General features: G+C 54.1%; 19 protein-coding genes, 1 tRNA gene and 1 pseudogene. 11 read left to right on the top strand and 10 right to left on the bottom strand.

Annotated features, from left to right (window positions below):
* Positions 1-123: 123 nt before the first annotated feature.
* The 4 genes and pseudogenes from AC6I77_RS02440 to AC6I77_RS02425 form a co-directional block, all read right to left on the bottom strand.
* Positions 124-1,427, bottom strand: a pseudogene (locus AC6I77_RS02440) (tyrosine-type recombinase/integrase).
* A 186-nt stretch (positions 1,428-1,613) separates the two neighbouring features.
* Positions 1,614-1,698 (bottom strand) — tRNA-Leu (locus AC6I77_RS02435).
* Positions 1,699-1,832: 134 nt separating this feature from the next.
* Positions 1,833-2,864: a DUF1176 domain-containing protein gene (locus AC6I77_RS02430; RefSeq protein ID WP_485523455.1), complete on the bottom strand. Its 1,032-nt coding sequence runs from the start codon at positions 2,862-2,864 to the stop codon at positions 1,833-1,835.
* A gap of 109 nt (positions 2,865-2,973) precedes the next feature.
* Positions 2,974-3,435: a hypothetical protein gene (locus tag AC6I77_RS02425; RefSeq protein WP_497816691.1), complete on the bottom strand. Its 462-nt coding sequence runs from the start codon at positions 3,433-3,435 to the stop codon at positions 2,974-2,976.
* 442 nt (positions 3,436-3,877) lie between these two features.
* Here AC6I77_RS02425 and AC6I77_RS02420 point away from each other — a divergent pair, with 442 nt between their 5' ends.
* The 5 genes from AC6I77_RS02420 (at position 3,878) to AC6I77_RS02400 (ending at position 7,218) form a co-directional block, all read left to right on the top strand.
* Positions 3,878-4,519: an Ssp6 family T6SS pore-forming effector gene (locus AC6I77_RS02420; RefSeq protein WP_497816690.1), complete on the top strand. Its 642-nt coding sequence runs from the start codon at positions 3,878-3,880 to the stop codon at positions 4,517-4,519.
* Positions 4,520-4,565: 46 nt separating this feature from the next.
* Positions 4,566-4,709, top strand: coding sequence for a hypothetical protein (locus tag AC6I77_RS02415; RefSeq protein ID WP_497816689.1), 144 nt, complete (start codon positions 4,566-4,568; stop codon positions 4,707-4,709).
* Positions 4,710-5,258: 549 nt separating this feature from the next.
* Complete coding sequence (locus AC6I77_RS02410) at positions 5,259-5,768, top strand: YjjA family protein (RefSeq protein ID WP_105099515.1); 510 nt, start codon at positions 5,259-5,261, stop codon at positions 5,766-5,768.
* A gap of 130 nt (positions 5,769-5,898) precedes the next feature.
* Positions 5,899-6,534 carry a hypothetical protein gene (locus AC6I77_RS02405; protein ID WP_003850964.1) on the top strand — a complete coding sequence of 212 codons (636 nt, stop codon included), beginning with the start codon at positions 5,899-5,901 and terminating at the stop codon, positions 6,532-6,534.
* A 15-nt stretch (positions 6,535-6,549) separates the two neighbouring features.
* Positions 6,550-7,218 carry a MarC family NAAT transporter gene (locus AC6I77_RS02400; RefSeq protein WP_003850965.1) on the top strand — a complete coding sequence of 223 codons (669 nt, stop codon included), beginning with the start codon at positions 6,550-6,552 and terminating at the stop codon, positions 7,216-7,218.
* Between the two features lie 43 nt (positions 7,219-7,261).
* On the opposite strand, the gene AC6I77_RS02395 is transcribed toward AC6I77_RS02400, so the two are convergent.
* Genes AC6I77_RS02395 through AC6I77_RS02385 form a run of 3 tightly spaced genes read right to left on the bottom strand, consistent with a single transcriptional unit; the run spans position 7,262 to position 11,063 of the window.
* Positions 7,262-8,524 (bottom strand): c-type cytochrome, encoded by a 1,263-nt coding sequence (locus tag AC6I77_RS02395; RefSeq protein WP_140033756.1) that lies wholly within the window; start codon positions 8,522-8,524, stop codon positions 7,262-7,264.
* A 4-nt stretch (positions 8,525-8,528) separates the two neighbouring features.
* On the bottom strand, positions 8,529-10,298 hold the full coding sequence (locus AC6I77_RS02390) for a GMC family oxidoreductase (RefSeq protein WP_140033755.1): 1,770 nt from the start codon (positions 10,296-10,298) through the stop codon (positions 8,529-8,531).
* A gap of 36 nt (positions 10,299-10,334) precedes the next feature.
* Positions 10,335-11,063 carry a gluconate 2-dehydrogenase subunit 3 family protein gene (locus tag AC6I77_RS02385; RefSeq protein ID WP_008925470.1) on the bottom strand — a complete coding sequence of 243 codons (729 nt, stop codon included), beginning with the start codon at positions 11,061-11,063 and terminating at the stop codon, positions 10,335-10,337.
* Between the two features lie 689 nt (positions 11,064-11,752).
* On the opposite strand from AC6I77_RS02385, the gene AC6I77_RS02380 reads away from it, so the two are divergent.
* The 3 genes from AC6I77_RS02380 (at position 11,753) to AC6I77_RS02370 (ending at position 16,253) form a co-directional block, all read left to right on the top strand.
* Positions 11,753-13,324 (top strand): ABC transporter substrate-binding protein, encoded by a 1,572-nt coding sequence (locus AC6I77_RS02380; RefSeq protein WP_140033754.1) that lies wholly within the window; start codon positions 11,753-11,755, stop codon positions 13,322-13,324.
* 119 nt (positions 13,325-13,443) lie between these two features.
* Positions 13,444-14,946: a helicase HerA-like C-terminal domain-containing protein gene (locus AC6I77_RS02375; RefSeq protein ID WP_003850968.1), complete on the top strand. Its 1,503-nt coding sequence runs from the start codon at positions 13,444-13,446 to the stop codon at positions 14,944-14,946.
* 26 nt (positions 14,947-14,972) lie between these two features.
* Positions 14,973-16,253 (top strand): DUF445 domain-containing protein, encoded by a 1,281-nt coding sequence (locus AC6I77_RS02370; RefSeq protein WP_140033752.1) that lies wholly within the window; start codon positions 14,973-14,975, stop codon positions 16,251-16,253.
* Between the two features lie 9 nt (positions 16,254-16,262).
* Here AC6I77_RS02370 and AC6I77_RS02365 read toward each other — a convergent pair whose 3' ends face one another.
* Positions 16,263-17,171, bottom strand: coding sequence for a LysR family transcriptional regulator (locus AC6I77_RS02365; RefSeq protein ID WP_140033751.1), 909 nt, complete (start codon positions 17,169-17,171; stop codon positions 16,263-16,265).
* A gap of 102 nt (positions 17,172-17,273) precedes the next feature.
* Here AC6I77_RS02365 and AC6I77_RS02360 point away from each other — a divergent pair, with 102 nt between their 5' ends.
* A complete protein-coding gene (locus AC6I77_RS02360) occupies positions 17,274-17,903 on the top strand; it encodes an NADPH-dependent F420 reductase (protein WP_003850975.1) in 630 nt (209 codons plus the stop codon).
* 315 nt (positions 17,904-18,218) lie between these two features.
* On the opposite strand, the gene AC6I77_RS02355 is transcribed toward AC6I77_RS02360, so the two are convergent.
* Positions 18,219-19,064 (bottom strand): BtpA/SgcQ family protein, encoded by an 846-nt coding sequence (locus AC6I77_RS02355; RefSeq protein WP_003850977.1) that lies wholly within the window; start codon positions 19,062-19,064, stop codon positions 18,219-18,221.
* Between the two features lie 29 nt (positions 19,065-19,093).
* Here AC6I77_RS02355 and AC6I77_RS02350 point away from each other — a divergent pair, with 29 nt between their 5' ends.
* Complete coding sequence (locus tag AC6I77_RS02350) at positions 19,094-19,975, top strand: PfkB family carbohydrate kinase (protein WP_078804815.1); 882 nt, start codon at positions 19,094-19,096, stop codon at positions 19,973-19,975.
* Here AC6I77_RS02350 and AC6I77_RS02345 read toward each other — a convergent pair.
* The gene (locus AC6I77_RS02345) at positions 19,968-20,918 is read right to left on the bottom strand and encodes an ABC transporter substrate-binding protein (RefSeq protein ID WP_003850981.1); all 951 of its coding nucleotides are present in this window, start codon (positions 20,916-20,918) and stop codon (positions 19,968-19,970) included. The two genes, AC6I77_RS02350 and AC6I77_RS02345, sit on opposite strands and share 8 nt — an antisense overlap.
* A gap of 324 nt (positions 20,919-21,242) precedes the next feature.
* Here AC6I77_RS02345 and AC6I77_RS02340 point away from each other — a divergent pair, with 324 nt between their 5' ends.
* A complete protein-coding gene (locus AC6I77_RS02340) occupies positions 21,243-22,265 on the top strand; it encodes a LacI family DNA-binding transcriptional regulator (protein ID WP_008925461.1) in 1,023 nt (340 codons plus the stop codon).
* The last annotated feature ends 31 nt before the right edge of the window (positions 22,266-22,296 follow it).

The following is a 22,296-nucleotide window of genomic DNA, read 5'->3' as shown; positions in this document are numbered from 1 at the left end:
TCATTATTCCTTAAAATAATCAATAGGTTTAATATTACTAAAAAATGCACTGTATTACTGTGATTTCAATACGAATATAGAGTGTCATCATAATGGACAAAAATCGATGAAAGAGACTGTAATTTAAATTGTGTATCTGCCTGTTTTTGATATGTTCCTCCTGTGACCTGCTCCCCGGTTGATCTTCGCATAGTCAAACGGCGTAATCCCTTTCTCCCGGTTCGCATCCAGAAAATCAGCCCACCACTGCAACATCAACTTGCGCTCATCCAGATGTTCCGCTTTATGGATATACGCCGCCCGCACCGAATTGCGTTCCATATGGCTCATCTGCCTTTCAACCGCATCCTTCGACCATAGCCCTGACTCAATTAACGAACTACAGGCCATTGTACGAAAGCCGTGACCGCAAACCTCAGCTTTAGTGTCGTAACCCATAACCCGTAGGGCACTGTTAACCGTGTTTTCGCTCATGGGTTTACGCGGGTCGTGATCGCCAATGAAAATCAGCTCGTGCTCCCCACAAAACTGTTTTTTATCTATTTCAGGATCGCCAATGCCTGCTTAGAAAGCGGAACCAGATGCGGTGTGCGCATTTTTGAACCGCGATGAGAATGTTTCACTCCAGGAATAGGCTCTCGTTCCGGCGGGATTGTCCACATTGACGTTTTAAAATCTATCTCTGACCAGCGAGCAAAACGCAGCTCACTGGAGCGAATAAAGATAAGCAAAGTAAGTTCTGTTGCCCAGCGGGTTAGCGGCCTGCCGGTATAGCCATCTATTTTCTCAAGTAACTCAGGGATGCGCTTTAACTCCAGTGCCGGACAATGTTGCCTGTTTCCAGAAGCAACTGCCCCAGCCATCTCCTGAGCGGGGTTATAATCAATCAATCCACTCTGCACAGCATAACGCATGATTGCTGTGGTTCGCTGTTGAAGACGGGCAGCAACCTCAAGACGTCCAGACATCTCCACGGCTTTAATAGGTGCTAATAAATCGCGAGTCTTTAATTCCGTGATATTACGCTCCCCGAGCTCTGCGAAGAGATTATCTTCCAGGCTTTTTAGCACACGATGGGCATGATCTTCAGACCACTTTTTATTGGTGCTATGCCACTCAATCGCCACCTCTTTAAAAGTATGGGCTTTTCTCTGCTCAACCTTATCACTTTTCTTTTTGTCTCCTGGATCGACGCCATTCGCCAACAGCTTACGCGTTTCGTCGTGGCGTGATCTAGCATCCGCCAATGTGATTTCAGGATATACCCCAAGTGCCAGCATCTTTTGCTTTCCACCAAAGCGGTACTGCAAACGCCAGTACTTAGAACCATTAGGATGGACAAGCAGGTGCATACCGCTGCCATCGGTCAGTTTGTATTGCTTATCCATTGGCTTGGCTGTTCTGACTTTGATATCAGTTAGAGCCATGCTTATCCCCTCCCTGTTGGTACAAGCATTATCGAACCGGAAATACCATCATCTGTACCAACATGTGTTGGTAGATGTACATTGAAGTCGGTTGACCTTGAGAGAGTAAATATAGCGGGAATGATGGGTAAATACTGGAGTTCAGACACAAAAAAAGCCGCCCTTAAGCGACTTTAATTTGCATACTGGTGCCGAAGGCCGGAATCGAACCGGCACGCCTCGCGGCGGTTGATTTTGAATCAACTGCGTCTACCGATTTCGCCACTTCGGCACTGAAGGGTATGCGGAAAACGTTGAGGATTATACCGTTACCCCCTGTTTCCGCAACCCTTATCCGCAGGCGACGGTGCAACTGCTGAAAAAAACGTCTTTTGGCTCTCAGGTTCTACTCACATTACAAACCATCTAACCTGAAACAGGCTTCACATCCGTTACGAACACAGGTAGATCCCAGGTGCCGCCCGCGTGGATATAACGACACATGCCGGTCCCGCCGTCATAGCTTTTGCGGAATGCCTGACCGTCCCATACCCAGCTTTCCTGGCTCATGCAGTCGCCGATGCCCCGGCCTTTCTGCACACTGGTGATCTCGCCCTTGTCGTAATCGGACCCGGAAACGGTCACCAGCACCGGCTGACCTTTAAGCTGGTTATCAATAACCCAGTAGCCATAGCCTTCGTTATACGCAGCTCGCCAGCAGAGCGCCGAAAGTAACGCGTGGCTGTCATCCAGTGGCGTAAGCGTGGGTCCGTCGGTTTCCGGGTCGATGTTCTCTGCCGATGTAAACAGGCTGTCGCACGTGTCATCGTCATTACGATTAACCGTCGAAAGCAGTCGGGTTTTCAGCGCAGCGATTTCTGGATCGGTCAACAAACGGGGTTCACCGCTGAGAGTTTTTGCCGCCTGTATTACGGGTGCGGGCACAGCCTTAGCCACACTGCTTTCCGGTTTATTGCCCTTTTTGGTGAGCGCGCCTGACGTGCCGATACGGCCCTGCACGTCGTCCGCTTTTAGCAGCACGGCATAAGCGCCTTCATTGGAAAGCATGAAAGGTTTGGAGCCGCCTTTAAATTCTACTTTACCGCTGCCTTTCACTGCCTTAATTACCGCAGAGGTCTGGCTGGCCGACATTTGCCAGTTGTCATCAGCAGCCAGAAGATCGCCCGCTGGTTTACCGTCGATCCAGAGCGTCAGCTTTTCCGCCGGTTCGCTGTCATCTTCGGTGTCGCCCAGCGTCACTTCTCCTGTTGGCTCGATTCCAGGACCCGCATCACGGGTGAGCAGGATGGAGCCGGAGGGATCCTCTTCTTTGCCATAACCGGCAATGCGGCAGGTCAACGTGTTATCACAGGCAACTTCCCAGTCTTTGTGCTCAAGGGTTCTTGCGCTCTGCGCGGCCTGAGCCGAGAGGGAGAGCATCGCCAGCATGAAAAGCATCGGTTTACAGTTCACTTTATTCCCTTATGTTTTATTTCTGATATCAGTGCTGATATCGCTCTCACCACGGGTCAAAACAGGCGCAGAAGTGCCACACCTCCCTGCCGTTTTACAGTCGCGTCAGGGTCATTTCCTGCACCTCAGCCGCTGGATTGGCCTCTTTCACGGCGGCAAGAAAACCAACAAACTCCCGATTAAAAAGGGTGTAGTTGTTCAGGACTCTGAACTCCCTTTCGGTGCTATAAGATCCGGTGACGTAACGAACAAGCCATACCCGGCGATTACTGACTTCAGTTCCGCTGACTTTTATCCTGATAATATTCTTCAGCGGAACTTTGCAAAGCGTTTCGCCTTCGCGCTGCTGATACAGGAAGTCGCAGTCATAGTAATAATCTTCCGTGTTCATGCCCAATCTTTTCAATATCGGGGTGTTAGCCGAGATCTTTTTCATCATTCCTGGAGAAGGAGGGAGCCCTTTTTTAAGGGGCAAAGGCTTGAAGCAATACCAGATGAGCAAAATGAAGAAAGCTAACGACAGAAGTGAGAAAATAAAATAAACAAACTGATGCATTTAAATGACCCGACCTGTACGGATAGCTCCTGATTATATCGAAGAAGATATGATGCCGTTATCAGTTTTTACCGCCCACCAACGCAAAGATTCAACCTGTCGGTTGGCTCCTTCTTGCATCTTGCATGATCAGCATCGAGCATCAAATCTGCCCATCATCGCCTGTTGTCAGGTCCGTCGCCTCAATGCGTATGGTCATGATGCAGTTTATTTTCGACCTTATCCTTCACTTCGCTGGCTTTATCCTTCACCTTCTCAGTCAGGCTCTCTTTGTGGTCACGGTTTTGCACGCCGGTTATCCGTAGAAACTTTACAGAAATTTTTTACATAAAATCTTTAATAATTGTCATTTTGGCGCGGCCCTGACCGTCAAAAGATTGCCATGGTAGTTACAATATTTTAATGTTTACGTATCAGAGGACACGGCTTCCGGGGAAAAGCAATGGACGCAAAAATGCTCGCCAGTTCAGTCTTATCGGGCGTGGTTTCAGTACCAATGGATTTTTATCTGGGACTGGAGCGAACCTTTCAGGATTTAAACCTTTCTGATGGTGGCAGACGCATTCAGTCACGCAATATGCATGACGACGTCCGCGTTGGCCGGGCTGTCTACCAGACTTTCAGGGACAGAAATAAGATAGCGAAAATCGTTAATATCATCATTGATGATTCGCTGCAGTATCTTCCCGAACCCGCACTGCGTAAGGTTTATGACAAGCTTATAGGCAATGCAACGTCAATGACCAGCCGGACGGCTACGCAACTAACATTGTCTTCTTACCTGGGATCAAAGGTCATCAGTGGCGTTATGCTGTCATTCATTTCCCGCGTGGCACTCCGGGGCCTGACCGGTGGCCTGACTGGTGGCGTTATCGCTCAGGGCGTCATTTCCCGCGCCTGTGAAGCCTACAGGCGACTTCAGATGCAAAGCCCTGAACTGTGGCGGAAACTGCGGGTCAACGACGACGACATGCTCTATTTCATGTTTGAAGAACCCCTGCAGAACTTCATCAGAATGGGTGAAATGCTACGTAAAAACCCCTCGGCCTCCAGAGAATTTATTAATGCTATCGAAAATTATTAGACTTCTTCGTAAGCTCATCGCCGAATTGTCCGGCGGCCTGGTATTAATGGCTATGGTCGTGGGCATATTTCTGGCTGCCACGCTGAACGAAGGTGCCATGCGCATCATTGCTCCGCTGCTGGTTCTTGTCGCAGGACTGGTTGTTTATGGCCTGACTCATCTGATTGCTGAAAAGCCAGACCGCCGTTAACCTGCACTGACTTAAGCCCGGACAACCAGCTTAAGTCGTCGTGAGCTCAGACCAGATATTTTATGACCCCCTGCCTGCCTCTTGCGGAACAGGGTCGATAAAACGTGAATATGGTGATGTTCGCCAGACAGGATAAAGAAATTTTTAGCCGAATTTTACTCTCTGAATTAAATTTCACTCATGCGCCTGTTATTTACACCGTGATAAATAAACACAATACAACCCGGTATAAAAAAATAATTTCACATGTAAACACTAACAAACTTTAAGCATCGACTACTGGAACTCTCAAATAAGAGATATGATAAATTCATTCAACCAACACGACGCCTGAAAAACTCCAAAAAAATATCAATTAATTTCTCAGCAGTACCGCGCTTATTACCCAACAACAAAATCTCATCACGAAACAATATTATCCTGACTCATCCAAATGCCTCCCGCTCATTTACAGAACATTCTCAAAGCGCTATTTAAACCAGAATTTCAGGAACTTTCTGCTCGTCAGCCTCTCTTAACAAAACTGAATAAGAAGATACTGAGGTTAAGATGAAGCAGGCACAACGCAGTGCATGGGTTTTGGGCGTGGCGGCACTTCTGGTGGCAGGCAGTGCATCAGCGGCAAGCTGGCAGGATCAGCTGAGCAGTGCAGCGTCGCAGCTCAGCCAGCAGAACAATGGTAGCACCACCAGCACCACGCAGCAGAATGGCGGTCTGTCGCTCTCTTCTATAACCAGCATGCTGGGCGGCGGCGACAAAGCGGTCAGCGCCAACAGCATGACCAACGCGGCCGGTGTGATGCAGTATTGCGTCGAACACAACGTGGTGAAAAACAATGTGCAGTCGGTGAAAGATCAGGTGCTGAGCAAGCTCGGTCTGAACACCACCACCGCGCAGGAACAGAAAACCGATTACACCCAGGGCGTGGCAGGCCTGCTGAATACCGGAAATGGCCAGCAGCTGAATCTGCAAAGCCTGAGCAACTCACCCATGGGTGAGAAGCTCAAAACCAAAGCCTGCGACGTGGTACTGAAGCAGGGTAAAAACTTTATCTCCTGATCCCCCTATTCATCTCTCCCCTCGCAGCACTGAGGGGAGCATTAAACCCCGCCATGCTGTGATGCCTGACATTCCCATAACCTGGGGTTGAGCGCTATAGTGTTGTTTTGGTTTCTACAGGACAGCACGCATGAAAGGCATCAACATCGCACTTTACTTCGACCCCGATCAGATTCAGGCCTGCGTTCACGAACAGGATGACAGCTATCTCAGCAAAAAATTCGAGTATGACGATGGCGTGATAGAAGAGATCTACCAGTGGCTGGAGCAGTATGAACCCAAACGCACGCACATCTGCCTGATTGAGAACGAAACGGCCGAACTGCTGGCCGATGAGCTGGTCGACAGTGGATTCCGCGTCCATCAGGTCACCATGCATCAGCTGTTGAGCTGGTTCGCCACCGAGCCGCCGTCCACGCCAGACGGCACGCCTATGCGCGCCATGCTGCGCTTCCTGGAAGATGAACATCCGCGTGAATATGAGTCGCGCACGCCGCAGACTGAAGCACTGATGGAGATGTTCGACGAGCTCGATGCACTGGAGATGGTCGATGACGCCGACGACGAAGACACGCTGCCAGGCGATCTGCTGCGCGCCATGAAGAAGCACAAAATCACCGCCAGTGCTGCGGCTCAGCGTCTGTTGCCGGACGTCAACGAGCGTATCCGCGAACATCTGATGCAGTATCCCGAACTGATGACGCCAGAAATCCTGCAGGACTTCTTCCCGGAGCTGCTTGAGGCGCTGGAGCGCCCGAAACACTAATCAGGGAGTGCAGACATGCTGGAGCTGATTAAAGCCGTTAGTCTGGGGCTTGTCGTGATCCTGCCGCTCGCCAATCCACTCACCACCGTGGCGCTGTTTTTGGGGCTGGCGGGTGATATGAATTACCAGCAGCGGAACCGGCAGGCGCGCCAGGCGTCAATTTATGTTTTTGCCATCATGGTGGTGGCGTGGTACGCAGGCAGCGCGGTGCTGCATACCTTTGGCATCTCGATACCGGGTCTGCGTATGGCCGGTGGGCTGATCGTTGCCTTTATCGGTTTTCGGATGCTGTTTCCGGCCAAGCCTGCGGGTCATTCGGTTGAAGCTAAGCAGAAACTGGATGAGCTGGATGAAGCCAAAGAGCCGGTGAATATCGCCTTTGTGCCACTGGCGATGCCGAGCACCGCGGGACCCGGGACCATTGCGATGATAATCTCGTCCGCCTCGACGGTAAGAAGTGGCGTTGATTTTCCCGCCTGGGTGATTAGTGTGGCGCCGGTGCTGACCTTCCTGCTGGTAAGCCTGATCCTCTGGATCTCTCTGCGCAGTTCGGGAGCCATCATGAAGCTGGTGGGCAAAAGCGGCATTGAGGCGATCTCGCGCCTGATGGGATTTTTGCTGGTCTGCATGGGCGTGCAGTTCATCATTAACGGCGTGCTGGAAGTGGTGCGCACCTTTCACTGATCCGGAATGTCCCCTCTCCTGACTGGCAGAGGGGACTGCCTGATTACTTCAGCGTTTTACGCACCTCAGCAACCTGATCTTTACTCACCGCTGGCGCGGTGTTGCTCCAGCCCTGGCGAATAAAAGTCGCCAGCTGCGCGACTTCATCATCGCTCAGACGCTGGGCAAAGCCCGGCATCGCCAGCTTAGATGGTGCTTTCGCCGTAGAAGGCTGCTGCGCACCGGCCAGAATGGTATGGATCAGACCGGTTGGATCCTTCGCATTCACGATGGTTGCCCCATCCAGCTCCGGGAAGATCGCGGGTGCGCCTTTGCCGGTCACGAAATGGCAGGCACCGCAGTTATCCAGATAGAGACGCTCCCCTTCGCTGAGGTTCTTCGCCGCCGTGAGCTTCGCTTCCGTTGCCTGCTGCGCCTGCACACTGAACGCCTGCAATGGCGGATTGCCGCCCAGGAACTTCAGGTAGGCCGCGATGGCTTTCAGATCGGCATCAGTCATGTGTGAGCTGCTGTGCTCAACCACCGAGGTCATCTCACCGCCCACTGCCGCTTTATCGTTACGGCCGGTCTGCAGGTAATCCACGATCTCCTGCTCGCTCCAGTGCGGCAAACCGCGCAGTGACGGCACATCCCAGTTGTTCAGGCTGCCGCCTGCCAGGAATTTATCATCACCACTGTCCAGCGCTTTCTCGTTCATGCCCAGACCGCGCGGCGTATGGCAACTGCCGCAGTGGCCCAGACTCTCCACGATATAGGCACCGCGATTAACCTCGGCTGATGCGCCACCAATCGGCTGGAACGGCTTATCTGACGCGAACGCCCAGTTCCAGAAGCGCATGCCCCAGCGCTGGCTGAACGGGAAGCTCAGATCGGTTTCCGGCGGCTGTTCTGCGCTTGGCTGCACGCCTTTCATGAAATAGGCGTAGAGCGCATGGATATCAGCATCGCTGATTTTGGCGTAATCAGGGTATGGCATCGCCGGATAGAGATGCGATCCATCCGGTAGCACTCCCTTGCGTACCGCGTCAGCGAACTGCTGCTCGCTGTAGTTGCCGATACCGTGCTGCTTATCGGGCGTGATGTTGGTGGAGAAGATGGTGCCGAGGTTCGACTCAATCGCCAGTCCGCCTGAATAAGCAGGCTTGCCGGGCAGTGAGTGGCACGCCATGCAGTCGCCCAGCCGGGAGAGATATTCGCCCTGCTTAATCAGTTGCGCTTCATCTTCGGCGTGAGCCGGCAGCGCAAATCCACTGGCCAGCAGCACCGCGTTGGCAAAAATAAAAGACTTCAGTTTCAGCTTATTCATGCGCTTATGCCTGTACCAGTGGGCCGGGATTTTTCAGGTAGTGATCTTTGATCGCCTGCGCCGCCATCAGGGTAATTGCACCGATGGTATCGGTCGGGTTCGCCTGGAAGTTCTGCGGGAAGGCGTTGCCGCCCGGCACAAAGACGTTATGCACATCCCAGCTCTGCAGATACTTGTTGAGTGCAGAAGTTCTCGGGTTATCGCCCATCACTGCGCCGCCCACGTTGTGGGTAGAGACATATTTAGTGAGATCGAAGTCCGCGCCCATCGGCAGGAAGCTCATGCTCATGCTGTCCGGGTTCAGCTCTTTCGCGATATTGCCGACGATGCCTTTCAGGTGCTGCTGCAGCTTCAGCTCGTTCTCTTTCCAGTTAAACGTCATGCGCAGCAGTGGCAGACCACGGTGATCGTTGTAGTTCGGATCGAGATCCAGATAGATATCGCGGTAAGACTGGCAGGTGGTGGTGATGCTGATCTTCATCGAATGACCGTACCACTCTTCCAGGCCTTCCTTGTAACCCATGCCCCAGGATGGCGTGCCTTTTGGCAGCGCGGTGCTGATTGGCGTACCGGTCGCCTGTGAGCTGTGGATCTTCGCACCGCCCAGGAAGCCGAGCGAAGGACCGTCGAAGTTGCCTGGCGAGATATCGTTAAACATCTGGCCGGTCGCGCCCGCCGTGGCGTACGGATTGAAGTTTTTATCTTTGAAGAACAGCGTCGCGCCGCCGTTCGACAGGAACGCGTAGTTACGCCCTACCACGCCCTCTTCGGTAATCGGGTTGTAAGGCTTGCCGATGCCGGAGAGCAGCATCAGACGCACGTTGTAGAGCTGGAAGCTGCTCAGCACCACGATTTTCGCGGGCTGGAAGCACTCGTTGCCCTGCGCATCGATGTAGATCACGCCTTTCGCGGTTTTCTTATCATCGTTCAGCACCACCTTGATCACTTCTGCATTCACTTCATACGAGAAGTTCGGCATGCGCTTCAGCGAATCCATGACTGCGGTCTGCGGCGACGCCTTGGAGTAGTTCAGGCAAGGATATTTACTGCAGTAGCCGCAGTAGTTGCACGGGGCGATCTGGTTGCCGTACGGGTTTTTCCATGCACGCGACACACAGGCTGACGGGTTCGGGAACGGATGGTAACCGAGTCTGGTCGCCACCTCTTTGAACATTACGTTGTTTAACGTGTCATCCAGTGCAGGCAGCGGATAAGGCTCAGAGCGCGGGCCTTCAAACGGATCGCCGCCTTCCATGATTTTGCCGCGCAGGTTGCCGGTGTTGCCCGACTGGCCGCAAATCAGTTCGAATTTGTAGTAATAAGGTTCGATCTCTTCCCAGCTGAACGGGAAGTCCATTACCCGCATATCATCCTGCAGAATGCCCGGCTTATACGCCTCGTCGACATAGGTCTTCAGTTTGATATCGGTTGGCGTCGGACGGATCAGTACCGCTGTCCAGTGCAGACCAGAACCACCTACGCCGGTGCCCGGTGCAAACGCGCCCCATTTACGGGTGGGTAATGCGGTCTGGCTGCTGTTGTAGCGCACGGTGACCGCCACTTCGGCGGGCGTCGCAAACACTTTGTTGCGCACCGCATAGGCGTATTCATCCGCCGGTTTTGGATAGGCGAACTCGTCGTAATCACGATCGCCGCCACGCTCCAGCGCGCGCACGTCCAGACCGGCCAGCGCCAGCTCGATGCTCATCAGCGAGCCTGCCCAGCCGAGGCCGCAGACCACGACGTCGACTTCTTTTTTAGTAACCTGTGCCATGATAATCCTGTTTCAAATACCTGATGTGGAAGCGCGTTATGCGCGTTCACCTTTGATGCTGACCGGGCCCAGCGGATAAGGCACGTTGTGCTGTTTCACCCATTCGGTGAAGCTGGCACGCGCGCCCGGGAATCCGATGGCGATCCAGGCTTTCATGCCTTTATTACCGCCGTACATCGGGTCGGCCAGGTAGCCATGCTTGGTATCTGAAAGCAGCTGGCTGAAGAAATGGGAAGGTTTAAGATCGGCTTCGCCCAGCGCGGCAAAATCGATCTCGTTTTTGTTGACCTGGGTCAGCACCGCATCTTTCTCTTCCAGCGTCAGTGCATGAAACGCTTTCTGATGGGTGTTCTGCGACCACTGATTAATCAGCCGAATACCGGTCTGATACATCTGCTGTGGGCGGAACGGAATCTGATAACCCATGGTGGCCGGCGCCTGGGTATTAAAAGGCCCCTGCAGATAGATTTCGCTGCCAAACGCCTCGCTGTGCAGCTGCTGATCGATAAAGATTGGCACGTTGGTTTCCAGCGCGCCCGGCGCTTTGCCTTTGCCGCCCGCCGGAATCAGGCGGTCGGTAGCAGCCAGAATGAATTGCCACTCATCGGCGCTGAAAAAGATCGGTTTGTAATCGGTTAACTCGGGTGCAGCCATCTCTGCAGCCTGTGCCGCAGTCATGCCTTTCAGGACGAGCTCACTTAATGGCAACGCCAGCAGTGAACCGAGCAAAAATTTACGCCTGGTGGTGGGTTTTTCTAAAAGCATATCCGCACGACTCTCATCTGCTAAATACCCGTTTAATTTGTTATGTCGCTGAAAGGCTGAATAGAGTCAGGAAACTCCACGCAGAGATAAATGCAAACAGCACTGACGACGGCAAAACAGACAAGGGCGGGTAAAATTATGGTTCGGTGACTAACGGAACTTATCGGTTAATAACCTGGCAATATTAGGGATATAAATATTTCTGAATGTAAAAATTGAATTAAAAAGATGTCGAAGTGAAAGTTTATCATGGTGTTGCAGAAGGGTTATCGAGAGGTAAAAGATTTACATCGCTGAAATCGGGGATAAAACCGCATAAACATCGGGCATTTGGCTGTTACGACGCAGAATGGAGGGTGTTATTTTCGCTCTGTCATCATCACGTCTGCTAACCGATAAAAAAAAATCATACTTCCATACAAGAAAAGCGTTTCTTATCGCTAACACTATAGTGGCTTTATCAGCCGCACAATCAGACAGTGCGCAATTTGTGATCGTATGAGTAAAAGCGTATTAATTTTGTGCATTTTAAAGTAACGACGAAATAATTACTGACAGACACTATCTTATTTTGTCTCTTTGCCCGAATCGCTACGCAAATATTTGTGCAAAGCTCATAACAAACCGGCATTTTGAGATTATCAGGCGCCCGATACAGTAGAGCAATCAACGGCTCAGGATAATGCTCAATGCGCAAAACACTCTTGTCACTGGTTACTGCTCTGGCACTGGTTCACCCGGCACATGCCGCCACGCCTGCTGACACTCTGGTGGTCGCTGTGCCACTCGATGGCATCATCAGTTTCGATCCGGCGGAAAGTTTTGAAACCGTCAGTACCAGCAGCCTGCGCAATATCTACCAGACGCTGCTGGAGCCGGATCATCAGAACCCGCAGAAGCTCTCGCCACTGGCCGCCACACGCTGGCAGGCCGGGAAAACGCCCCACAGCCTGGTGTTTGACCTCAACCCGCAGGCTCATTTCGCCAGCGGTCATCCGCTCACCGCGCAGGATGTTGTTTTCTCCTTAACCCGCGCAGTCAGACTCAATAAAGCACCCTCTTTTATCCTGGGCGAGTTTGGCTGGACGCCGGAAAATATCGATCAGCAATTCACGGCGATCAATGACCACCAGCTTGAGCTGCGCTGGCCCGCGGAGATCGGCAGCGATCTGGCGCTGCGCCTGCTTACCGCGCCGGTCGCCTCCATCGTCGACAGTAAACTGGCGCAGGAACACGCCAGCAGCAACGATTACGGCAATGCCTGGCTGAAGAACCACTCCGCTGGCAGTGCGGCTTATGCCATAAAACAGTTCGTGCCGCTGCAGGCGCTGGTGCTGGAGGCCAACCCCCACAGCACGCAGAAGCCGCATCTGAAGCGCGTATTACTGAAAGGTGTGGCCGATCCCGGCTCCCGGCGTCTGCTGATCCAGCAGGGTGACGTGGATGTCGCCTGTCAGCTCGGCCCGGATCAAATTGCCGCACTGAAAAATACTGCCAATGTGCGGGTCGATGCTTTTCCGTCCAGCCTGATCTATTACCTTGGCTTTAACACCCAAAGTCCGCAGCAACCGGCGCTGGGGAACCCGGCGCTGTGGCAGGCGGCACGCTGGCTGGTTGACTATGACAGCCTGGCAAACCAGTTGCTGAAAGGTCAGTACCGCATCCATCAGAGCTTCCTGCCGGACGGCTTTGACGGTGCGCTGAACAGCACGCCGTTCCATTACGATCTGAAAAAGGCGCAGGCGATACTGCAAAAAGGCGGCATTAAACCCGGCACGCATATCGCGCTCACGGTAGTGAACCAGCCGCCTTATATTGATGTGGCGCAGGCGCTGCAGGCGAGTTTTGCCAAAGCGGATGTGAATCTCGATATCCAGCCGGTGGCGGAATCAGAGCTGTGGAGCAAAATGCGCAGCCGCGACTTTCAGGCAATCTTCACCTACTGGGGCGCGGACTACATCGACCCTAACAGTAATGCCAGCACCTTTGCCTCTAACGTGCCAGGCGGCGGTAAAACCCTGGCTTGGCGCGTCGGCTGGTCCATTCCGGAACTCAGTGCCCAGACCCGCGCCGCCGCCGGAGAGAGCGATGCTGTGAAACGCCGCAACCTCTATACCGGATTGCAAACCCGCATTCAGCAGGATTCACCCTTTGTTGTGCTGCTACAGGGTGCCGTCCAGGTGGCGGTACGCAGCAACCTTAATCACCTGCAGCAGGGCATCGGTGTCAGCCTGCTGAATTTTGAAGAGGTGCAGAAGTAAGTCCTGGTTTGAGGCCGTTGCTTCACGCAGCAACGGCTTTTTTGGTGAATAGTTCTCCTCCTGTGCCGCTCTGGCTTGCTATCCTTCAGGCATAACCTTCAGCCTGAGAGTGGAAAATCATGACTTCCCCGCTACTGATTGCCCGTACGCCAGATGTCGAACTTCATCTGTTACCGCAAATGGCCAACCGCCATGGCCTGATCACCGGCGCAACCGGTACCGGTAAAACCGTCACGCTGCAGAAGCTGGCCGAATCGTTCTCTGCCAGTGGCGTGCCGGTCTTTATGGCCGACGTCAAAGGCGACCTGACCGGCGTGGCAATGGCGGGCCAGTCCAGCGAAAAGCTGCAGGAGAGGCTGGCGAAAATCGGCGTCACCGACTGGCAGCCGCAAAGCAGTCCGGTGGTGCTATGGGATATCTTCGGCGAGAAAGGTCATCCGGTGCGTGCCACTGTCTCCGATCTCGGGCCACTGCTGCTGGCGCGTCTGCTGAACCTCAATGAAGTACAGAGCGGCGTGCTGCAGATTATTTTCCGCATCGCCGATGACCAGGGTTTGCTGCTGCTGGATTTCAAAGATCTGCGCGCCATGACTCAGTACATTGGTGACAACGCCAAAAGTTTCCAGACGCATTACGGCAACATCAACAGCGCCTCGGTCGGCGCGATCCAGCGCGGATTACTGACGCTGGAGCAACAGGGCGCGGAACACTTCTTTGGTGAACCGATGCTGGATATCGCCGACTGGATGCGCGTCGACAGCAATGGCAAAGGGGTGATCAACATCCTTTCCGCCGAGAAGCTTTATCAAATGCCAAAACTCTATGCCACCAGCCTGCTGTGGCTGCTGTCGGAGCTTTATGAGCATCTGCCGGAAGCGGGCGATCTCGATAAGCCAAAGCTGGTGTTCTTCTTTGATGAGGCCCATCTGCTGTTTACCGATGCACCCGCGGTGCTGCTGGAGAAAATCGAACAGGTGATGCGGCTCATCCGCTCCAAAGGCGTCGGCGTCTGGTTTGTCACCCAGAACCCAGGAGATATTCCGGATCGGGTGCTGGGGCAGCTCGGCAACCGGGTGCAGCATGCCCTGCGTGCTTTCACCCCCAAAGATCAGAAAGCAGTAAAAACCGCCGCCGACACCCTGCGTGCCAACCCGTCATTTAACAGTGTTGAGGCGATTCAGGCACTGGGCACCGGCGAAGCGCTGATATCCTTCCTGGATGCCAAAGGCAGCCCGTCGGTAGTGGAACGCGCCATGGTGATTGCGCCCGGCTCGCGCATGGGTCCGGTTACCGGCGATGAACGCAACGGCTTAATCAACCATTCGCCGCTGTATGGCAAATATGATACTGAAATCGATCGCGAATCGGCATTTGAAAAGCTGCAAAAAGGCGTCCAGGCCGCCAGCGATGAAGCCGGTGCACCACCCGCCAAAGGCGACGAGGTTGCGGCAGACGATGGCATTATCGGTGGTCTGAAAGAGATCCTGTTTGGCCGAACCGGTCCGCGCGGCGGTAAGCACGACGGTGTGGTGCAAACCATGGCGAAAAGCGCCACCCGCCAGATCACCAGTCAGATCATTCGTGGGGTACTCGGCAGCCTGCTGGGTGGCCGTCGCCGATGAACCCGGCTCTCTGCTAAGATCAGGTTATGGATAAACAATACGAACTGAAACGGACGAAACGTCTGGCACTGTTGCTGTTACTGCTCGCCGCAGCCACTTTTATCGTCACCCTTTTTCTGCCTCCTGGCTTTTGGGTCAGCGGCGTCAAAGCGATTACGGAGGCCGCAATGGTCGGCGCACTGGCGGACTGGTTTGCGGTGGTGGCGCTGTTCCGGCGCGTGCCGGTGCCCTTTATCTCACGCCATACCGCCATCATCCCGCGCAACAAAGATCGTATCGGCGAGAACCTCGGGCGCTTTGTGCAGGAGAAGTTTCTTGATACCGATTCACTGCTGAATCTCATTCGCCGTCACGATCCTTCAAACCTGCTGGCGCAGTGGCTGAATGCGCCGGGCAACGCGGACCGCATCGGCCGCCATCTGCTGCAGGTGATGCGTGGTTTCCTCGATCTGACCGATGACGCGCGGATCCAGACCTTTATGCGCCGCGCCGTGCATCGTGCGATTGACAAGGTCGACCTCAGCCAGACCAGCGCCATGGTGCTGGAGAGCCTGACCAAAAATAACCGTCATCAGGCGCTGCTGGACGCGGCCATCGAACAGCTGCTGAAGTTATTGCATAAACCCGCGACCCGCGAGTTTATTGCCATGCAGCTGGTGCGCTGGCTGAAACGCGAGCATCCGATCAAAGCCAAAATGCTGCCGACCGAATGGCTGGGTGAACACAGCGCCGAGCTGGTGGCAAACGCGGTCGATTCGCTGCTGGATGATGTGGCTCTGGATCAGGGCCATGAGCTGCGTCTCGGCTTTAACCGGGCGGTAGACAAGCTGATCGTTAAGTTGCAGAACGATCCGGAAATGGCCCAGCGCGCCGAAGAGATCAAAGGCTGGCTGAAAGAGGATGCCTCATTCAACCGCTACATCGGCGAGCTGTGGAATGACATGCGCAACTGGCTCAAAGCCGATCTCAGCAGTGATGATTCGCGGGTGCAGGAGAAAGTACGCGGTGCCGCGCTGTGGCTGGGTGAAACCCTGGCAGCCGACCCGGCGCTGCGGGACTCAATGAATCAGCATCTGGAGCAGGCGGCGCGCAGCGTGGCGCCGGAGTTTGCCAGCTTCCTGACGCGTCACATCAGCGACACCGTCAAGAGCTGGGATGCACGCGACATGTCGCAGCAGATCGAGCTGAACATTGGCAAAGACCTGCAGTTCATCCGCATCAACGGCACGCTGGTGGGCGGCACCATCGGGTTGATTCTCTATCTGCTGTCGCAGCTACCCCAGTTAATCCCGCTGCTGAGCCGCTAACCGCCTGGTTTAGCCGGATGCAGGTGGATAGAGGCCAAACCCGGTGATGATGGCCTTAACAAAGCTGCGGATTTTCACCGTCTGGCGACGGCCCGCTGGGATTAGCACATGCATGGGACGTGCTGGCCCGGCATAATCGGGCAGCACCTGGACCAGCCTGCCCTGCCTGATCTCTTCAGACAGAATGGTGGCGGGTCCCAGGGTAATGCCGTAGCCCTCCAGCGCTGCGTGCAGGAGCGCTTTCCAGTCATTCGATCGCATTCTTCCCTGCGGATGCACTTCTTCGACTTTCCCGGCCTGAGTAAACACCCAGCGGCAGGGTTTTGAAGGCGACCAGATGCCATAAACGAGACAGGCGTGGTTCTCCAGATCTGCTGGCGTGGCTGGAAAACCGTGCCGTGCCAGATAGGCGGGTGACGCACAGGCTATCAGCTCATAGGGCTGCAACGGATGGGCGATGATCGAACTGTCCGCCAGCGCACCAATCCGGATCACCACCTCATATCCCTCTTCAAACGGATCAACCAGCCGATCGCTGAGTTCAAGATCAACCTGCGTATCAGGAAACCGATCAAGATAGCGGGTCACAAACGGCGCCAGGCTGAAAGAACCAAAGGTGACCGGCGCGCTGACCTTCAGCGTACCGGATGGACGCTGCTGCATATCCAGCGCAATTGCATCCGCTTCATGCACTTCAGCCAGCACGATTTTGCAGCGTTCGTAATAATTGCGGCCCACATCCGTCAGGCTTTGTCGTCGCGTGGTGCGATGCAGAAGTAGCGTGCCGAGATGCCTCTCCAGCGCCGCGATATGCTTCGCCACCATTTGCGGTGAGATGAGCAATTTCCCGGCGGCGGCGGCAAACGAACCTGATTCCGCGACGGTAACAAATACGTTCATGCTGGTAAGTCGATCCATGATTCCCTCCTGTTGGTTGTTTATATTGCGTCCGTTTGTCGGTTTATTCACCTCCTGTTTTTAATTAAGGTCAGGACGTGAAAACTCATCGAGGAACAACCCATGAAAATAGGCATTATTGGCGCAGGTTTTGTTGGCCGGGCGATAGCAAAACTGGCAATTAAAGCGGGACATGAGGTGATGCTCAGCAACTCGCGTGATCCACGAACGCTGTTCAGTCTGAAACCGATGATTGGTTGCGAAACCGGTACTGCCACCGAGGCTGCAAACTTCGGCGAAGTGGTCGTGATCGCTGTGCCGCTCACGGCAACTGAGCAACTTCCGGCAGCGGAGTTACGGGGAAAAATCGTGCTTGATGCGGTCAATTACTATCCCGACCGCGATGGCGACATCGAAGAGCTACTTAGTGGTGGCATCAGCACCAGTGAACGGCTTGCCCGCCAGTTTCCCGGCAGCCGGATCACCAAGGCATTTAATGCCATCCGCATGACCGATCTGGAAACCCAGGGCCTGCCCCCGGGCGATGCGAACCGTCAGGCGCTACCGCTGGCGGGAGATGACAGCGAAGGAAAGGCTATCGTCACGGCGCTTTATGATGCCTTTGGGTTTGATGCGGTGGATGCGGGCGCGTTAGCGGAAGGCTGGCGTTTCGAGCGTGCGACACCCGCCTATTGTGTCGCACTCAGCAGAGAACAACTTATCAGGACACTTTTGGAGACCACCCGGCGCTAAGCATAAACAGCCTGTGGGTATAGAGAAAAGCGGCTGAAACAGTCATTCGCAGACGGCTAATAAACGTATGCTCCCTGAGCTGGCACGGTTAGCCAACTAAAAAGGCCGCTTTCGCGTAATGCCGATCAGTTAAGACAGAAATGATCGGTTGAACGATCCAGTGGCTGAGTGAAAATCCTTAAAGAAGCATTATCCGCGGGCGGTAAAAAAGAAACCGCAGCGTTACCCGCTGCGGCGTTCTTAAAAGCTTAACTGACAAGCATTACGCCTCATCAGCAGGGTTTTTTGTGGTCTGCGCCAGGTGATAAACGGTGGTTAAGCCGGATCCAGCGCAGCCTGTGCGATCGCCATAAAGTGTTTTACCCTCTCGCGATCCACATCGTTCCACCAGACACCATCCACCTTAAGTGCACTGGCCACAATTACGGCCTGCGTGCGGCCCAGAATCTGGCAGACGTTAGCGGGTGTGACGCCCGACCCCACCAGCAGGGGTAAGGTGGTGGCGGCGCGGATCTCGTCGATTTCCTCCAGTGTGGCGCTGTCACCGGTGCGCTGTCCGGTGGCGATAACTGCATCTGCTTCAAAGAAATCAACATCGCGTGTCAGTTCCTGAATGGAGCGATCGGCCACTATCGCATGGCTGCCGTGTTTAACGTGACTGTCGGCAAACACCCGAATATGTTCGGCGCGCAGCTGGCTGCGGTAGCGCAGCGCTTTCGCGGCAGCCCCTTCAATAAAACCTTCGTTGGCGATATAAGCATTGGCCCACTGATTGACGCGGATAAAATCCGCCCCGCCCGCCAGCGCGGTGGCAAAAGCAGGTAATGCAGCGTTCGCCAGCACGTTAATACCCAGCGGCACGCCGAAACGTTCGCGTACTTTTTCCGTAATCACCGCCATCAGCGCCGGCGTTTCCGGGCCGATATCCTCAGGTTTGGAAAAAGGAATATCGCCATGATTTTCCACAATCAGGCCGTGAACGCCGCCCAGAATATAGTTTTCCGCATCACGTAATGCTCGATCAATTATCGCGCTGACGGGTTTACCGCGATATTTAGGCGAACCCGGAAAAGGGTCACAGTGAATAACACCAATAACAGCTTTAGGACGGGAAAATATCGCTTGTATTGCATCAATTTTTTCTGCTGATATAGCAACCATCGCTTCTTAATCCTGTTCAGGGAAACACTATGCGTGTTTATGTGGCTGGTAATATTACTGTCGATGAAACCTGGTCTGTTACCGATATTCCAGCTAAGGGCGCCTCTGTTCACGGTTATCAACGTTCGCAGGATATCGGCGGCAAAGGCGCGAACCAGGCGATCGTATTATCCCGCTGCGGCATCGAGACCTGTTTACTTGCCGCGACCGGTCATGACAGCAATGGAAAATGGATCCGTCAGCAGCTCATGAACGAGCCCGTGACGTTATTGCCCACGCAGTCCATTACCGCGTTGAGCGACACCTCACTTATTCTGCACAGCGCCGATGGCGATAACGCCATTATTACCAGTAAGACGGCGGCCGAGGCGCTGGATATTGATACGCTTCGCCACCATCTTGCCAGCGCGCGTCCAGGCGATCTGCTGGTGCAGCAGGGCAATTTCTCCCCTGAGAAAACCCATGCGCTGTTCAGTCTGGCTAAGTCCCAGGGACTGATTACCGTCTTTAACCCCTCGCCAGTGCACGCCGGTTTTGCCGCATGCTGGTCGCTGGTGGATATCGCCGTGGTCAATCAGCACGAAGCGCAACAGTTACAGCCCGACGCAGTAAACACAGTGGTGACTACGCTCGGAAGTGCAGGTGTCTGGCTCACTCAGGGCGACCAGCGAATATTCTGCCCGGCGCACCCCGCCGATGCAGTAGATACCACCGGCGCAGGCGATACTTTTCTGGCCGTGATGCTGGCTTCCGCGATCCTGCGCGAGGGTGACATTGATGCATTAGCACTCGCGCATGCCAGTCAGGCTGCTGCGCTGACCGTCAGCCGTTATGGCACACGTCAGGCCTTTCCCACTGCAGAAGAGCTCGCCGCACTGCTCCAGTCAGGCGGCGAGTCAGCGATTACTTAAACATCGCGCGGTAGCTGTCCACGTTAGCTTTGGTTACCACTGTGGCCGGCACCAGAATGGTTTTTGCCACCGTTTTGCCCGACGTAAGCGCGTTCAGCGCTTTTACTGCCTCTTCACCCATCTTTTTCGGATCCTGCTGCAGCACGGCCGTGACATAACCGCCATCAATGCCGCTGATGGCTTTTGAGGTCAGATCCCAGCCAAAGACTTTGATTTCCTTCTGGCGCCCCTGATTTTCAACGGCAGCAATCGCACCCAGCAGAGCGGGTTCACCGGTCGCGTAGATAGCCGTTAAATCCGGGTTACCGGTAATCAGGTTTTCTGCTGCTGTCATCGCAGTATCCTGCACGTTCTGACCATCAACCACATCCGCCACGGTGATACCCGGATTGCTCTTGATGGTTTCTTCAAACCCTTTCTGACGCTGGTTCTGTACGGCCGAATTCAGTGCGCCCACAATGCCCAGCCGCGCTTTGCCGCCCATATCTTTCGCCACGTAGTCGACAAAATATTTACCAATAATTTTGCCGCCTTCCAGGTTATCCACGCCCACCTGTGCTGCCTGCGGCCCCGCTGGTAATACCGCATCAATGGCAATCACCGGTATTTTAGCTGCCGCTGCTTCTTTTATGGCTGGCATAATGCCGTTGACGTCAATTGCATCCACCATAATGCCCTTCACGCCCTGCTGAATATAATTTTCTATCGCATCGTTCTGCGACACAGGATTATCGTTGGCATTGAAGATCACTAAATTTTTACCACTTGCTTTCGCTGCTTCCTGGGCGCCCTTGTTCATCTGATTAAAAAACAGGGCCTGCTGATTAATCTGAACCAGCGCATATGTGGAAGCGGCTTGCGCCAATGAAAATAACGAACCCGCAGACAGTAAGCCGGTTGCCAGTGCAACAGCGCGCAGTTTTCTGGTGTTAAATGCCATCATCTTAAAATTCCTCGTCGGGAATGAGAGATAACCAGTCGATCTCCGCATCGAAATGCAGAGGGATTATTGTTGGCGGGCAAATATCGTCTGAATGGCTGCTTCAGCCAGGACCTGAATAATCGACTTTCTGCACACCGTCCATTATGGTGCACGTATGAAAGAGAGTAATCGGGCTTGGGAGTGACTCCCGGGTAATGCGGTAAACTGCCTCTAACATTCGCTTCTGCTTAAATTTTGTCAAGCGATTATTTTATCGTCAGCGGTCAGGGAAAAAACTGTATTCGCTGCGCGCAACTGTGTTACTGATAGCCGATTCCGGGCAAGATGGCAGATGATATGAGTAAAAAACGGGTGCTGTTATCCGATGTTGCAGCGCTGGCCGGACTGTCAAAAGCGACCGTTTCCCGCTATATGAATCAAAGCATTATCCTGCCGCAGGAGACGATCGACCGCATTGAAGCGGCGATTCGCCAGCTGGATTATCGCGGTAATAGCCTGGCTCGTCGCCTGAGCAAGGGCGGCAGTGAAACCCTGGGGCTGGTGCTACCCGATATTACCAACCCCTTCTTTGCCGAACTGGCGGATGCCGCCGAAGAAGCCGCCTCTGCCCATGGCTACAGCCTGGTGCTCTGCATTACCCGAAACCACCCTGGCAAAGAGAGTCAGTTTATCCGCTGGCTGGATACCTGCCAGGTGGACGGCCTGCTGTTTACCACCAACCATCCTGATAACGGCCTGTTACGTAAAGAAATTAACCGCCACCAGCGCATCGTGCTGCTGGATGAAGATATTCCGGGTAGCGTGGTGCCTAAGGTCTTTGCCGACAACGTTCAGGGAGGCCGGATTGCTACCGAAAACCTGATCGCCGCAGGTCACCGGCACATTGCCTTTGTCGGCGGTCCGGATGAACTGATGAGTGTGCGTGAACGCTACCAGGGCTTTTGCACCGCCATGGAGCAGGCTGGCCTGCATGTCCTGCCTGAATGGGTGATGTATGGCGAATACCAGCGCGAGTTCGGTAAACAGGCGCTGGAACGGCTGTTTAGCTGCGCTGAGCGCCCTACCGCCGTCTTTGCTGCCAGTGATTTTCTCGTGCTGGGATTGATGGATGGCCTGCGCGCGCGCGGACTCAAAGCACCCGAAGCGCTGTCGCTGGTGGGCTTTGATGACGCGACCTATGCCGACTTCACCCTACCCCGTATTTCAACCATCCGCCAGCCCGCACGCGAGCTGGGCCGCACGGCGGTAGAGATTATGTTGCGTATTCTGAATGATGACCTGTCGATCCCCGCCGAAACCCGCCTGCCGGTAGAGTGGGTGGCGCGTGACTCGATCCAAATTTGTTAACAACGTCCCAGAATGGCGCAAAAGCGCACAG

It is taken from the genome of Pantoea sp. X-Soil-ISGK-259, from assembly GCF_059730705.1.
This window is presented reverse-complemented; position numbering and strand designations above follow the sequence as displayed.